Origin of the sequence: Hydrogenophaga atypica (genome assembly GCF_042665215.1) — a bacterium.
Lineage (GTDB): Bacteria > Pseudomonadota > Gammaproteobacteria > Burkholderiales > Burkholderiaceae_C > Hydrogenophaga > Hydrogenophaga defluvii_A.
Genome location: NZ_JBHTCA010000006.1, coordinates 44,139 through 57,395, shown reverse-complemented (window position 1 = coordinate 57,395; position 13,257 = coordinate 44,139). Strand labels below are relative to the sequence as shown.

The window sequence follows — 13,257 nt, the reverse complement described above, 5'->3', positions numbered from 1 at the left end:
GCACATTTTTCACCATGAAACACGCCAAAGTCCTCATCCTCGGCTCCGGTCCCGCCGGTTACACCGCCGCCGTCTACGCCGCACGCGCCAACCTCAACCCGGTGCTGATCACCGGCTTGGCACAAGGCGGCCAGCTCATGACCACGACCGAAGTGGACAACTGGCCGGCCGATGTGATGGGTGTGCAAGGTCCCGAGCTGATGCAGCGGTTTCAGGAGCATGCCGAGCGTTTCAAGACCGAAATCGTGTTCGATCACATCAACGCGGTGGATTTTTCCAAGCGACCTTTCACCCTCAAGGGCGACAGCGACAGCTACACCTGTGACTCGCTCATCATCGCCACCGGCGCTTCGGCCAAGTACCTGGGTCTGCCCTCCGAAGAGGCCTTCATGGGCAAAGGCGTGAGTGGCTGCGCCACCTGCGATGGGTTTTTCTACCGCGACCAGGTGTGCTGCGTGGTGGGTGGCGGCAACACCGCCGTGGAAGAGGCGCTGTACCTGTCCAACATCGCCAGCAAGGTCTATCTGGTGCACCGCCGCGACAAGTTCAAGGCCGAGCCCATCCTGGTGGACAAGCTGATGGAGAAGGTGGCGGCAGGCAAGATCGAGCTGAAAACCTTCAAGACGCTGGACGAGGTGCTGGGCGACCACACTGGTGTGACCGGCATCCGCGTCAAGAGCACGGTGGACGGCAGCACCGAGGATATCGCGCTGCAGGGCTGCTTCATCGCCATTGGCCATGCGCCCAACACCGAGATCTTCCAGGGTCAGCTGACCATGGACAACGGCTACATCGTCACCCAGAGTGGCCTCAAGGGTTTTGCCACCATGACCAGCGTGCCCGGTGTGTTCGCCGCCGGCGACGTGCAAGACCACGTCTACCGCCAGGCCATCACCAGCGCCGGTACCGGCTGTATGGCCGCGTTGGACGCCCAGCGTTTCCTGGAACAGAACGAAGCCTGAGCTTCAGGCTATAATTGCGGGCTTTGCTGAGTGGTGTGCCTGGGAAGGTGCGCCTCACATTTCAGCAAATTGGGTTACCGCCACCCTTTTCTTGGCGAGGTGAAGCTTGATCGCCAGTTGGCCCCGTTCTGTGGGCCGGCCCGCTGCGACAGGCTGTTTGATTGATCGGAGTGTCCTTCATGGCACGCGTCTGCGAAGTGACGGGCAAGAAGCCCATGGTCGGGAACAACGTTTCCCACGCCAACAACAAAACCAAGCGCCGGTTCCTGCCGAACCTGCAATACCGCCGTTTCTGGGTCGAGAGCGAGAACCGCTGGGTTCGCCTGCGCGTCTCGGGTGCTGCCCTGCGCCTGATCGACAAAAACGGTATCGACGCTGTGCTGGCCGACATGCGCGCCAACGGCCAAGCTTAAGGAGCACACACCATGGCAACCAAAGGCGCACGCGAGAAGATCAAGCTGGAATCCACCGCTGGAACTGGCCACTTCTACACCACCTCCAAAAACAAGAAGACCACGCCGGACAAGATGCTGATCAAGAAATTTGATCCGGTCGCCCGCAAGCACGTGGACTACAAGGAAATCAAGCTCAAATAATTGAGCCTGACGCCCAACAAAAAAACCCGCTGTTTTCACAGCGGGTTTTTTGTTGTCCGTTTGCGCCGCCCCCTGGGGCACGGCGCAGACGAAGGCCATCAGGCGTGAGCAGAGCGAAGTTTCACCGAAAAGTCGCGCAGGGCGGCGATGCCGCTGTCTTCTGCGCGTTTGCACCAGGCTTGCAGGTCCAGGGCCAGTTGGTCGCGGGAGGCGTTGGTACTGGACCACAGGGCGCGCAGCTCTTCGCGCATGGTGTGCATCTTGGCCAGCACGGGCGATGCGGCGATGGTCTGTTGCACCTGGGGCTTCACGTCGGCCGGCACCTTGTCGTCGTCGCGGTGCAGCCAGCGGCGGGCCGCATCGAGTGCCGAGGAGTCGAAACGCTTGGCGCGCAGTGTTTCCAGTTCGTGGCCAGCAGCGGCGCGCATCTCACGGGCGTAGCGGGCCATCACTTCGTAACGGTTGGCGATGATGGCTTCCAGCGTCTTGGCATCCGCCACGGGTTTGACTTCACCCAACACCAGTTGCGGCGCGATCTTCTTGACCTTGGCCAGGCCCATGTACTGCAGGATGCTGATGTACAGCCAGCCGATGTCGAATTCAAAGGGCTTGACCGACAGCTTGGCCGAGGTGGGGTAGGTGTGGTGGTTGTTGTGCAACTCTTCGCCACCGATGATGATGCCCCAGGGCGAGATGTTGGTGCTGGCGTCCACCGCTTCGAAATTGCGGTAGCCCCACCAGTGACCAATGCCGTTGACGATGCCGGCAGCGGTGATCGGAATCCACGCCATCTGCAAGGCCCAGACCGCCAAGCCGCCGGCACCAAACAAGGTCACGTCAATGATCAGCATCAGGCTCACGCCCAGCGCCGAATGGCGCGTGTACACATTGCGCTCCATCCAGTCGTCTGGCGTGCCATGGCCGTAACGTGCCATGGTTTCGGCATTTTTCGATTCGGCGCGGTACAGCTCGGCGCCCTTCCAGAACACGGTCTTGATGCCAAACACGTGAGGGCTGTGCGGATCGCCTTCGCGTTCGCACTTGGCGTGGTGTTTGCGGTGGATGGCGGCCCACTCCTTGGTCACCTGGCCTGTGGTCATCCAGAGCCAGAAGCGGAAGAAGTGCGAAGCGATGGGATGCAGCTCCATCGAGCGGTGCGCCTGGTGGCGGTGCAGGTAAATGGTGACGCTGGCGATGGTGATGTGGGTCAGCACCAGGGCGATCAGCACCATCTGCCACCACGTGGCGCCAGTCAGGCCGTTGGACAAGAAATTCAGCAGCATGTCCAGGCCGGTATCGAAAACGGTCATCGTGTTCCTTTGAGAACGGGGGTCAGGGGGCCCGGTTCGCAGAATCCGGACAGCCCCCGATTTTAGGTTGTGCAGCGCTTTTCACCAAGTGCTGCGCTGCAGCATGGTGCAATTGCACCCAATGTTTGTCAGAAATGCGTCCATATTGACGCCAATCAAGGCCGATCAGGCCTTTTTCTCCCACACAGCGGCAAAAAAGCCGTCGCTGCCGTGCCGGTGGGGCCACAGGCGGAGTTGGCCGTTGTGGCACAGGTTGTCGGCGTCCGTCACCTGGGCGCGGGCCAGGCATTCGGCCGCGTCCACCGGCATGAACTCGGGGTGGGCCTGCCCAAACGCCGCAGCCACGGCCTCGTTTTCGTCGGGCAACAGGCTGCAGGTGGCGTACACCAGCCGGCCGCCGGGCTTGAGCAGGCGCGCCGCGCTGGCCAGGATGGCGCTTTGCAACAGCACCAGTTCGGCCACCGTGGCGGGGGTTTGGCGCCACTTCAGGTCGGGGTGGCGGCGCAGCGTGCCCAGGCCGGAGCAGGGCGCGTCCACCAGCACGCGGTCGATTTTGCCGGCCAGGCGTTTGATGCGCTCGTCGCGCTCGTGGGCAATGGCCACGGGGTGCACGTTGCTCAGGCCGCTGCGCGCCAGGCGGGGTTTGATGGCGTCGAGTCGGTGGGCCGAGGTGTCAAAGGCGTAGAGGCGGCCGCTGTTGCGCATGGCCGCGCCGATGGCCAGGGTTTTGCCGCCGGCACCGGCACAGAAGTCCACCACCATTTCGCCGCGCTTGGGCTCCAGCAGCAGGGTCAGCAGTTGCGAGCCTTCGTCCTGCACCTCCACATCGCCCTGGGTGAACAGCGGCAGTTTGGACAGCGAGGGTTTGCCCTCCACCCGGATACCGAGCGGCGAGTGGGGTGTGGCCTGGGCTTTGATGCCCGCTTTCGCCAGTGCTTCCAGCACCGACGGGCGTTTGGCTTTGAGGGCATTTACCCGCAAATCGAGAGGCGCCACCTCGTTCAGGCTGCGCACCAGGGCATCAAATTCGCCGCCCAGTTGCGCTTGCAGCGCTGTGGCCAGCCATTCCGGCAGGTTGTGGCGGTGCGGCGCCATCAGGTCGGCGTCTTTCACCGCCAAGCAGTGGTCCAGCCAGGTTTTCTCCTGCTCGGTGAGGGCGCTTTTCAGAAAGTCGCGGTCGCCAGGGAAGCCCAGAATGGCCAGGCGCCGCCACTTGGAGCCACTGCCTGATCGGGCAAGCCATTCGAGCCGCAAGCGCTCGCGCAACACGGCGAACACCGTGTCGGACAGGGTGGCGCGCTCGCGTGGCCCCAACGATTTGTTCTCGCGGAAATGACGGGCCACCACCGCGTCGGCGGGGTGGTCGAACTTGAAGATTTTTTCGATCAGGCTGGCGCTCTCGTCCAGCAAAGCTTTTGGGTGCATGGGCGCTATTGTCCCATTGGAGGACAGGCATCGGACTTGATTTGACCCGGGTAAAAAATAAAACCCGGGTATAATTTCAGCATGACCCCACCCAAGCCGCTATCCGACCCGCCCACCTGTACCGCCTTCCTAGGGGATAGACGCGTGGCCGCCGGCACCTATGCCGAAGTGACCCGCCTGCTCGATGCCTTGCCGGCATCGAACGAAGGGCTGCTGGTGTTTGACGACAGCACCGGCGCCGTGTTGGACCGGCCTTTGCCCGTGGTGCCCGAAGCCGCACCAACGGTGGGCCGACCCCGCCTGGGCGTGGTGGCGCGCGAGGTCACCTTGTTGCCCCGGCATTGGGCGTGGCTGGCCCAGCAACGCGGGGGTGCATCTGCGGCCTTGCGGCGGCTGGTGGACGAGGCGCGGCGCCAACATGCCGACGCGGACGCGCAGCGCCTGGCGCGCGAGCGGGCCTACCGTTGTATGAGCACGCTGGCCGCAGATCTGCCGGGTTTTGAGGAAGCCTCGCGGGCGCTGTTCGCAGGTGATGCGGGCGCGTTTGAACAACACACCGCTCACTGGCCGCAGGACGTTCGGCAACACATTGGCCGCCTCGCCAGTGGCGGATTCGACGCCGCCCAGCCCGCCACTTGATTCTTTTTCACTCAGTTGTATGACGACCACTGTTCCCACCGCACCACCGCCCCTGTGGCGCACCTACCTGATGCTGCTGGTGCCCATGATCCTGGCCAACATCCTGCAGGGCCTCTCCGGCACGCTCAACGGCATTTTTATAGGCCAGATGCTGGGCACCCACGCACTGGCCTCGGTGGCTGGCATGTTCCCCATCGTTTTCTTTTTTGTGTCACTGATCATTGGCCTGGGGGCCGGTGCCTCGGTGCTGGTGGGGCAGGCCTGGGGTGCCCGCGAGCCGGCCAAGGTGCGGGCCATCGCGGGCGCTGCGCTCACGTTGGGGGCACTGGTGGGCGTGACGGCGGCGGTGTTGGGCGCCTTGTTTGCCCGCCCGGCCATGGAGGCCCTGGGCACGCCGGCGGACGTGCTGGAAGATGCCCTGGCCTATGCCCGCGTGATGATGCTGAGCATGCCGGTGCTCTTGGTGTTCATCTTGTCCACCCAACTGCTGCGCGGGGTGAGCGACACCGTCTCGCCCCTGTTGGCGTTGTTGTTGTCCACCGTGCTGGGCCTGATCCTCACGCCGGCGCTCATTCAGGGCTGGCTGGGGCTGCCGCGCCTGGGCACGGTGAGCGCGGCGGTGGCCAGTTTCCTGTCCACGCTGGCGGCCCTGGGTTTCCTGGCCGTGCGGCTGCGCCGCATCGGGCATGTGATGGCGCCCAACCGCAAGTTGTTGGCCGCCCTCCGGTTTGACCGTGTCATCTTGGGCAAGGTGTTGCGTATCGGCCTGCCCACCGGGGTGCAGATGGTGGTGATCTCTTTGTCGGAGCTGGTCATTCTCTCGTTGGTGAACCAGCACGGATCGCAGGCCACGGCGGCCTACGGTGCGGTGACGCAGGTGGTCAACTATGTGCAGTTCCCGGCGCTCTCTATCGCCATCACCGCGTCGATCCTGGCCTCACAGGCCATTGGTGCGGGTGCGACCGAGCGGCTGGGGCTCATTCTGCGGACTGGTCTGTGGATGAACACCGCGCTCACCGGCAGTTTTGTGCTGCTGGGCTATGCGCTGTCGCACGCGCTGCTGGGCCTGTTCCTGACGCAGCACGAGGTGCTGGCGCAGGCCGAGCACCTGCTGCACATCATGCTCTGGAGCCTGCTGGTGTTCGGTTTCCAGGCGGTGGTGGGCGCCATCATGCGCGCCAGTGGTGTGGTGCTGGTGCCCACGCTGATCAGCATCGCCTGCATCCTGGTGGTGCAGGTGGGCGTGGCCTGGGGCCTCAATGCGCGCCTGGGCCTGGAAGGCATCTGGATCGCGTTTCCGGTGGCTTACCTGGCCATGCTGGCGCTGCAGACGGCGTACTTCCGGGGCGTCTGGCGCCACCGCAAGATCCACCGCCTGATCTGAAGCCCCGCCGGCATCCGATAATCACAGGTTCGCCGCAGCACGCGGCGCCGCACAAGCACAGCCATGGACAGCAGCAGAATTCCCAGCGAAACCCGGCGCCGCCGCACTTTCGCCATCATCTCCCACCCCGACGCCGGTAAAACCACGCTGACCGAGAAGCTGCTGCTGTTCTCGGGCGCGATCAACATCGCGGGCTCGGTCAAGGCGCGCAAGGCCGCACGCCACGCCACGTCCGACTGGATGGAGATTGAAAAGCAGCGTGGCATTTCGGTGGCTTCGTCGGTGATGCAGATGGAGTACCGCGACTGCGTCATCAACCTGCTGGACACCCCGGGCCACCAAGACTTCTCTGAAGACACCTACCGCGTGCTCACCGCCGTGGACGCGGCACTCATGGTCATCGACGCCGGCAACGGCGTGGAACCCCAGACGCGGCGCCTGCTGCAGGTTTGCCGCGCCCGCAACACCCCCATCCTTACCTTTGTGAACAAGATGGACCGTGAGGTGCAGCAGCCGTTGGACCTGATGGATGAGATCGAGCGCGAGCTGGGCATGACCGTGGTGCCTTTCACCTGGCCGGTGGGCATGGGCAAGACCTTCCGTGGCGTGTACGACCGCCGCACCGACCAGATGCGCGTGTTTGCCGCAGGCGAAGACAAACGTGGTGGCGACGAGGAAGTGCTGGCCGGACTGGACAACCCCGAAAGCCTCAAGCGTTTTGGCAGCGAATTCGAGCAGGCCCGCGATGAGCTGGAGCTGGTGGCCGGTGCCTCCCCCGCTTTTGAAGAGGCCGAATTCCTGGCCGGCAAACAAACGCCCATGCTGTTCGGCTCGGCCGTCAACAACTTTGGGGTGCGCGAGGTGCTGGACGCCCTGGTCGATCTGGCGCCCCCACCGTCGGAGCGCCCCGCCATCCAGCGGGTGGTGCACCCGGACGAGCCCAAGTTCAGTGGCGTGGTGTTCAAGATCCAGGCCAACATGGACCCGGCGCATCGCGACCGCATCGCCTTTGTGCGCGTGGCCTCTGGCCACTTCGAGCGCGGCATGCGCCTGAAGGTGGTGCGCAGCGGCAAAGAGTTGCGGCCCAACACCGTGGTGTCCTTCTTGTCACAGCGCCGCGAACTGCTCGACGAGGCCTTTGCCGGCGACATCATCGGTATTCCCAACCACGGGGTGCTGCAACTGGGCGACACGCTGACCGAAGGCGAAGCGCTGCAGTTCACCGGCCTGCCGTTTTTCGCGCCCGAAATCATCCGCAGCGTGGAAGTGGCCGACCCGTTGCGCACCAAACAGCTCAAGGCCGGCCTCACCCAGTTGGGCGAAGAGGGCGCGATTCAGGTGTTCCGCCCGGTGGCGGGTTCGGTGTTGCTGCTGGGCGCCGTGGGTCAACTGCAGTTTGAGGTGGTGGCGCACCGGCTGGAGCACGAGTACGGTGTCAAGGCCCGCATCATGGGCAGCCCCTACCAGGTGGCGCGCTGGGTGACCTGTGCGCCCGAGGACGGCGGCGAGGTCGAACTCAAACGTTTCATCGACGCCAACAGCCACCGCGTGGCGCTGGACGCGGTGGATGCCCCCACGCTGCTGGTGGACCACGCGGCCACCCTGCGCGCGGTGGAGGCCAACTGGCCCAAGATCAAGTTCCACGCCATGCGCGAGCACGCTGGCCTGGTGTTCCACAAAGGCGTCTGAGGTTTGGCATGAGACCCGAGGATCTGGAGCGCCTGCTCACCGTCCAGATGCCCTATGGCAAGTACAAGGGGCGGGTCATCGCCGATCTGCCGGGCAACTACCTCAACTGGTTTGCCCGCGAAGGTTTTCCGCCCGGTGACATTGGCCGCTTGCTGGCGCTGATGCACGAGGTCGACCACAACGGGCTGGGTGATCTCCTGTTGCCGCTGCGCCAGCGGCACAGCCGTTGAAGCGTCAGTCCGCGATCAACCGCTCCACAGCGCGTGGGTAGATCAGGTGCTCCTGGGTAAGCACGCGAGCGGCCAGCGTCGCGGCCGTGTCGTTGGGCAACACCGGCACCACCGCCTGGTCCAGGATGTCGCCGTGGTCCAGCTCAGCGGTCACGCGGTGCACGGTGGCGCCGGCAAAACGACAACCCATGTCGATGGCGCGCTGGTGCGTGTTCAGCCCGGTGAAGGCGGGCAGCAGGCTGGGGTGGATGTTGATCAGCCGGCCCGCGTAGTGCGCCACAAACCCCGGCGTGAGGATGCGCATGAAGCCCGACAGCACCACCAGCGTGGGCTGGTGGCGGTCGATTTCGGCCGCCAGAGCGGTGTCGAATGCTTCCCTGGTGTCAAACGCTTTGTGGTCGACCACGGCGGTGGCAATGCCGTGTTCTTTGGCAAACCCCAAACCAGCCGCATCGGCCTTGTTGCTGATGACGGCGGCCACCTGCGCGTGGTGGCGCCGCGCCCACTGGCCCCGCTCGGCGGCGCGCACAATGGCGGCCATGTTCGAGCCCGTGCCCGAGATCAGAATGACGATGTTTTTGGCTTGAACCGACATAGAACCGAGGAGTGTAATGACCCCACCCACCGCCATCCGCCCCTTGTCGCCCGTGGAGGCACGCGTGTTGTCCACCCTGATGGAAAAAGCGCGCACCGTGCCCGACACCTACCCCATGACGCTGAACGCCTTGCTCAGCGGCTGTAACCAGAAAACCAGCCGCGAGCCCGTGATGAACCTGGCGGAATCGGAGGCGGTGGCCGCGCTGGAAGAGCTGCGCGAACTGGGCCTGGTCACCGAAACCAGTGGCGGGCGCGCCGCCCGTTTTGGCCACCAGTTCCAGAAAGCCTACGGCGTGCCCGAACAAAGTGCCGTGCTGCTCGGCCTGCTCATGCTGCGTGGGCCTCAGACGGCGGGCGAGTTGCGCTTGAACGCCGAGCGCTGGTACCGCTTTGCCGACATCTCGTCGGTGGAGGGTTTTCTGGACGAACTGCAGGAACGCGCGGAAGAAAAGGGCGGGGCTTTGGTTGTCAAACTGCCACGGGCGCCTGGCGCGCGCGAGCAGCGCTGGGCGCACCTGCTGTGTGGCCCGGTGGACGTGGACGCGCTCGGGGCACCTGCACCCAGTGCGGGTGGCGCGGCCACACACGACCGCATCGCGGCGCTGGAGGCCGAGGTGGCGGCGCTGCGGGCCACACTGGAGCGCGTGTGCAGCGAGCTGGGCTTGTCGCCCTCTGGACAATAAAAACGAACGACCGTGCTAATAATCGCGCATTGCCTGCCAGGCTGGCCGGCAAGTTTCACCGGAGACATCCATGGATTTGGCATTCACCCCTGAGGAGCAGGCTTTCCGCGAGGAAATCCGCGCCTGGGTCAAAAACAACCTGCCCGCCGACATTGCGCACAAGGTGCACAACGCGCTGCGATTGAGCCGCGACGACATGCAGCGATGGGCCAAGATTTTGGGCAAAAAAGGCTGGCTGGGTTACGGCTGGCCCAAGCAATTTGGTGGCCCGGGCTGGAACGCGGTGCAAAAACACCTGTTCGAAGAAGAGTGTGCCCTGGCTGGCGCGCCGCGTATCGTGCCCTTCGGGCCTGTGATGGTGGCGCCTGTGATCATGGCGTTTGGCAACAAGGAGCAGCAAGAGCGTTTCCTGCCCGGCATCGCCAGCGGCGAGGTGTGGTGGAGCCAGGGTTACAGCGAGCCGGGCTCGGGTTCCGACCTGGCCTCCGTCAAGACCCGCGCCGAGCGCCAGGGCAACACCTACCTGGTCAACGGCCAAAAAACCTGGACCACCCTGGGCCAGTACGGCGAGTGGATTTTTTGCCTGGTGCGCACCAGCACCGAGGGCAAGCCGCAGACCGGCATCAGCTTCCTGCTGATCGACATGAAATCGCCGGGCGTCACCGTGCGCCCCATCAAGCTGCTGGATGGTGAGTGCGAGGTCAATGAGGTCTTCTTCGACAACGTGGTGGTGCCGGCCGAAAACCTGATTGGCGAGGAGAACAAGGGCTGGACCTACGCCAAACACCTGCTGAGCCACGAGCGCACCAACATCGCCGACGTCAACCGCGCCAAACGCGAGCTGGAGCGCTTGAAGCGCATCGCCAAGACCGAAGGCGTGTGGGACGACACACGTTTCCGCGACGAGATCGCCAAGCTCGAGGTGGACGTGGTGGCCCTGGAGATGCTGGTGTTGCGGGTGCTCTCGGCCGAAAAATCGGGCAAGAACTCGCTCGACATCGCGGGCCTGCTCAAGATCAAGGGCAGCGAAATCCAGCAGCGCTACAGCGAACTCATGATGCTGGCTGCTGGCCCTTACAGCCTGCCCTTCATCGAAGAGGCCATGGAAGCCGGCTGGCAGGGCGACTTCCCTGGTGGCAGCTGGGCCAACGCGCCGCTGGCGTCCACCTACTTCAACATGCGCAAGACCACCATCTACGGTGGTTCAAATGAAGTGCAGCGCAACATCGTTGCTCAAACCGTTTTGGGCTGATCAGGAGACACCACATGGATTTCGATTTTTCCGACGATCAGCAACAACTGCGCGACGCCGTCGCCAAGTGGGTGGAAAAAGGCTACGGCTTCGAACGCCGCCGTGCCATCACCGCTGCCGGTGGTTTCTCGCGCGAGGCCTACAACGAACTGGCCGAGCTGGGCTTGGCCGGGCTCTACGTGTCCGAAGACGACGGGGGCTTGAACATGGGCCCGGTGGAAGCCATGGTGGTCATGGAGCAACTCGGCCGGGGCATGGTGCTGGAGCCCTTGGCGCAAACGCTGGTGTGCAGCGGTGTCATCAGCGCGTATGGCAACGCCGATGTGAAGGCTGCCTGGCTGCCCGGCATCGCCAGCGGTGAAAAACTGGTCGTGCTGGCCCACCAGGAGCGCCGCGCCCGGTACCGCAGCGATGTCTGCGACACCGTGGCAACGGCCGCCGGCGCTGGCTGGACGCTCAGTGGCACCAAAAACGTGGTGCCCGCCGGTGACCAGGCGGACGCCTTTGTGGTGCCGGCCATGGCGAACGGCCAACTGGCGCTGTTTGTGGTGGAGCGCGCTGCGGCGGGCGAGGCCACACGCGGCTACCTCACGCAGGATGGCGGCCGCGCCGCCGATGTGACGCTGGCCAACAGCCCGGCCACCCTCATCACCACCGACGGCCAGACCGCCCTGGAGCACGGCATCGACATCGGCATCGCCGCCTTGTGCGCTGAAGCCGTGGGCGTGATGGACCAGACCCTGGCCATCACCGTCGACTACATGAACACGCGCAAGCAGTTTGGCGTGGCCATTGCCACCTTCCAGGCCCTGCGCCACCGCGTCGCCGACATGAAGATGCAGCTCGAACTGGCCCGCTCCATGAGCTACTACGCCAGCCTCAAGCTCAACGCTTCGGCCGACGAGCGCCGCCGCGCCATGGCGCGCGCCAAGTACCAGTTGGGCACCAGCATGCGTTTTGTGGGGCAGCAGGCGGTGCAGCTGCACGGCGGCATCGGCGTGACCGACGAGTACATCGTCAGCCACTGCTTCAAGAAGTTGACCCAGCTCGAAATCACCTGGGGCGACACGCTGCACCAGCTGGGTGAGGTGTCGGCCCGGATGCAGGACACGGCGGGGGTGTTTGCCTGACCACAGGCAACGCCACCAACAACAAGGGGCGCCATGGCGCCCCTTGTGTTTTTTGGCAATCGCTCAGAGCGAAGCAAACACCTCTTTGGCCGCCGCCACCGTCTCGGCCACATCGGCCTCGGTGTGGGCGGCGCTGACAAAGCCGGCCTCGTACAGCGCGGGCGCGAAGTAGACGCCGCGATCCAGCATGCCGTGGAAGAAGCGGTTGAAGCGCGGGCCGTCGGTTTTCATCACGGCGGCGTAGTTCTGCGGCAGGTGGTCGAGCAGGAAGAAGCCGAACATGCCGCCCTGGCTGTCGCCACGGAAGGGCACGCCGGCCTCGTTGGCGGCGGCGGCAAGGCCGGCCACCAGCGACTGGGTGCGGGCCGACAAGGCCTCGAAGAAGCCGGGCTTGCGGATTTCCTTGAGGGTGGCCAGACCACACGCGGTGGCGACCGGGTTGCCGCTCAGGGTGCCGGCCTGGTAGACGCCGCCCAGCGGGGCCAGGTGTTCCATCACCGCGCGCTTGGCGCCGAAGGCGGCCAGTGGCATGCCTCCGCCGATCACCTTGCCCATCACAGTCATGTCGGGCTCGAAGCCAGGAATTAACTGCGCGTAGACGCTTTGCGCGCTGCCGAGCGCGACGCGGAAGCCGGTCATCACCTCGTCAAACGCCAGCAGGGCGCCGTGTTGGGTGCACAGCTCGCGGCAGCGCTTCATGAAAGGCACGCTGGCGCGCACAAAGTTCATGTTGCCGGCGATGGGTTCGATCATCAGGCAGGCGATGTCGGCACCGTGTTGGGCGAAGGCGGCTTCGAGCTGCTCGACGTTGTTGTATTCGAGCACCAGGGTGTGCTGCACCACCTCGGGCGGCACACCGGCGCTGGTGGGGTTGCCGAAGGTGGCCAGGCCCGAACCGGCCTTGACCAGCAGCGCATCGGCGTGGCCGTGGTAGCAGCCTTCGAACTTGATGATGGTCTTGCGGCCGGTGGCGCCGCGCGCCAGGCGGATGGTGCTCATGCCGGCTTCGGTGCCGGAGCTGACCAGCCGCACCATGTCGATGCTGGGCACCAGTTCGAGAATGGCCTCGGCCAACTCCACCTCGCGTTCGGTGGGGGCGCCAAAGCTGAAGCCATCCAGTGCGGCTTTCTGCACCGCTTCGAGCACGGCGGGGTGGCCGTGGCCCAGGATCATGGGCCCCCAGGAGCCGATGTAGTCGATGTGTTTATTGCCGTTGGCGTCCCAAAAATAAGCGCCTTGCGCACGTTGCACGAAGCGCGGGGTGCCTCCCACCGCGCGGAAGGCGCGCACGGGCGAGTTGACGCCACCGGGGATGACTTTCTGGGCGCGTTCGAAAAGCTGTTGGTTGTGGTCCATGGTG

At 64.6% G+C, this 13,257-nt stretch carries 14 protein-coding genes; 10 read left to right on the top strand and 4 right to left on the bottom strand.

The features are described 5' to 3' along the window. The first annotated feature begins 14 nt into the window (after nt 1–14). From trxB to rpmG, 3 genes are all read left to right on the top strand, one after another. Nucleotides 15–962: a thioredoxin-disulfide reductase gene (trxB, locus tag ACFQPB_RS10790; RefSeq protein WP_382222921.1), complete on the top strand. Its 948-nt coding sequence runs from the start codon at nt 15–17 to the stop codon at nt 960–962. 179 nt (nt 963–1,141) lie between these two features. Continuing rightward, on the top strand, nt 1,142–1,375 hold the full coding sequence (gene rpmB, locus ACFQPB_RS10785; RefSeq protein ID WP_342128501.1) for a 50S ribosomal protein L28: 234 nt from the start codon (nt 1,142–1,144) through the stop codon (nt 1,373–1,375). A gap of 12 nt (nt 1,376–1,387) precedes the next feature. Beyond that, on the top strand, nt 1,388–1,558 hold the full coding sequence (rpmG, locus tag ACFQPB_RS10780) for a 50S ribosomal protein L33 (protein WP_374406294.1): 171 nt from the start codon (nt 1,388–1,390) through the stop codon (nt 1,556–1,558). A gap of 98 nt (nt 1,559–1,656) precedes the next feature. Here the strand turns inward: rpmG and ACFQPB_RS10775 are convergent, their stop codons facing one another. Both ACFQPB_RS10775 and ACFQPB_RS10770 read right to left on the bottom strand, forming a co-directional pair. Then, nucleotides 1,657–2,868 carry a DesA family fatty acid desaturase gene (locus tag ACFQPB_RS10775; RefSeq protein ID WP_382222918.1) on the bottom strand — a complete coding sequence of 404 codons (1,212 nt, stop codon included), beginning with the start codon at nt 2,866–2,868 and terminating at the stop codon, nt 1,657–1,659. A gap of 165 nt (nt 2,869–3,033) precedes the next feature. After that, a complete protein-coding gene (locus tag ACFQPB_RS10770; protein WP_382222915.1) occupies nt 3,034–4,293 on the bottom strand; it encodes an RsmB/NOP family class I SAM-dependent RNA methyltransferase in 1,260 nt (419 codons plus the stop codon). An 81-nt stretch (nt 4,294–4,374) separates the two neighbouring features. Here ACFQPB_RS10770 and ACFQPB_RS10765 point away from each other — a divergent pair, with 81 nt between their 5' ends. From ACFQPB_RS10765 to ACFQPB_RS10750, 4 genes are all read left to right on the top strand, one after another. Continuing rightward, on the top strand, nt 4,375–4,932 hold the full coding sequence (locus ACFQPB_RS10765; protein ID WP_382222912.1) for a DUF2239 family protein: 558 nt from the start codon (nt 4,375–4,377) through the stop codon (nt 4,930–4,932). Between the two features lie 19 nt (nt 4,933–4,951). Continuing rightward, the gene (locus ACFQPB_RS10760) at nt 4,952–6,316 is read left to right on the top strand and encodes an MATE family efflux transporter (RefSeq protein WP_382222909.1); all 1,365 of its coding nucleotides are present in this window, start codon (nt 4,952–4,954) and stop codon (nt 6,314–6,316) included. A gap of 63 nt (nt 6,317–6,379) precedes the next feature. After that, nucleotides 6,380–8,005, top strand: a complete 1,626-nt coding sequence (locus ACFQPB_RS10755) for a peptide chain release factor 3 (protein ID WP_382222906.1) — start codon at nt 6,380–6,382, stop codon at nt 8,003–8,005. An 8-nt stretch (nt 8,006–8,013) separates the two neighbouring features. After that, a complete protein-coding gene (locus tag ACFQPB_RS10750; RefSeq protein ID WP_382222903.1) occupies nt 8,014–8,235 on the top strand; it encodes a DUF3820 family protein in 222 nt (73 codons plus the stop codon). Nucleotides 8,236–8,239: 4 nt separating this feature from the next. On the opposite strand, the gene purN is transcribed toward ACFQPB_RS10750, so the two are convergent. Beyond that, nucleotides 8,240–8,830: a phosphoribosylglycinamide formyltransferase gene (gene purN, locus ACFQPB_RS10745; protein ID WP_382222900.1), complete on the bottom strand. Its 591-nt coding sequence runs from the start codon at nt 8,828–8,830 to the stop codon at nt 8,240–8,242. Between the two features lie 16 nt (nt 8,831–8,846). Here purN and ACFQPB_RS10740 point away from each other — a divergent pair, with 16 nt between their 5' ends. From ACFQPB_RS10740 to ACFQPB_RS10730, 3 genes are all read left to right on the top strand, one after another. After that, nucleotides 8,847–9,515: a YceH family protein gene (locus ACFQPB_RS10740; protein ID WP_382222897.1), complete on the top strand. Its 669-nt coding sequence runs from the start codon at nt 8,847–8,849 to the stop codon at nt 9,513–9,515. A gap of 70 nt (nt 9,516–9,585) precedes the next feature. Continuing rightward, nucleotides 9,586–10,767: an acyl-CoA dehydrogenase family protein gene (locus tag ACFQPB_RS10735; RefSeq protein ID WP_382222894.1), complete on the top strand. Its 1,182-nt coding sequence runs from the start codon at nt 9,586–9,588 to the stop codon at nt 10,765–10,767. Nucleotides 10,768–10,781: 14 nt separating this feature from the next. Next, nucleotides 10,782–11,897: an acyl-CoA dehydrogenase family protein gene (locus ACFQPB_RS10730; protein ID WP_382222891.1), complete on the top strand. Its 1,116-nt coding sequence runs from the start codon at nt 10,782–10,784 to the stop codon at nt 11,895–11,897. Between the two features lie 63 nt (nt 11,898–11,960). Here ACFQPB_RS10730 and hemL read toward each other — a convergent pair whose 3' ends face one another. Beyond that, nucleotides 11,961–13,253 carry a glutamate-1-semialdehyde 2,1-aminomutase gene (gene hemL / locus ACFQPB_RS10725; RefSeq protein WP_382222888.1) on the bottom strand — a complete coding sequence of 431 codons (1,293 nt, stop codon included), beginning with the start codon at nt 13,251–13,253 and terminating at the stop codon, nt 11,961–11,963. Nucleotides 13,254–13,257 lie beyond the last annotated feature (4 nt).

Coding starts and splice junctions, on each gene's coding strand:
- trxB (WP_382222921.1), top strand. CDS start 15: ATGAAACACGCCAAAGTCCTCATCCTCGGCTCCGGTCCCGCCGGTTAC.
- rpmB (WP_342128501.1), top strand. CDS start 1,142: ATGGCACGCGTCTGCGAAGTGACGGGCAAGAAGCCCATGGTCGGGAAC.
- rpmG (WP_374406294.1), top strand. CDS start 1,388: ATGGCAACCAAAGGCGCACGCGAGAAGATCAAGCTGGAATCCACCGCT.
- ACFQPB_RS10775 (WP_382222918.1), bottom strand. CDS start 2,868: ATGACCGTTTTCGATACCGGCCTGGACATGCTGCTGAATTTCTTGTCC.
- ACFQPB_RS10770 (WP_382222915.1), bottom strand. CDS start 4,293: ATGCACCCAAAAGCTTTGCTGGACGAGAGCGCCAGCCTGATCGAAAAA.
- ACFQPB_RS10765 (WP_382222912.1), top strand. CDS start 4,375: ATGACCCCACCCAAGCCGCTATCCGACCCGCCCACCTGTACCGCCTTC.
- ACFQPB_RS10760 (WP_382222909.1), top strand. CDS start 4,952: ATGACGACCACTGTTCCCACCGCACCACCGCCCCTGTGGCGCACCTAC.
- ACFQPB_RS10755 (WP_382222906.1), top strand. CDS start 6,380: ATGGACAGCAGCAGAATTCCCAGCGAAACCCGGCGCCGCCGCACTTTC.
- ACFQPB_RS10750 (WP_382222903.1), top strand. CDS start 8,014: ATGAGACCCGAGGATCTGGAGCGCCTGCTCACCGTCCAGATGCCCTAT.
- purN (WP_382222900.1), bottom strand. CDS start 8,830: ATGTCGGTTCAAGCCAAAAACATCGTCATTCTGATCTCGGGCACGGGC.
- ACFQPB_RS10740 (WP_382222897.1), top strand. CDS start 8,847: ATGACCCCACCCACCGCCATCCGCCCCTTGTCGCCCGTGGAGGCACGC.
- ACFQPB_RS10735 (WP_382222894.1), top strand. CDS start 9,586: ATGGATTTGGCATTCACCCCTGAGGAGCAGGCTTTCCGCGAGGAAATC.
- ACFQPB_RS10730 (WP_382222891.1), top strand. CDS start 10,782: ATGGATTTCGATTTTTCCGACGATCAGCAACAACTGCGCGACGCCGTC.
- hemL (WP_382222888.1), bottom strand. CDS start 13,253: ATGGACCACAACCAACAGCTTTTCGAACGCGCCCAGAAAGTCATCCCC.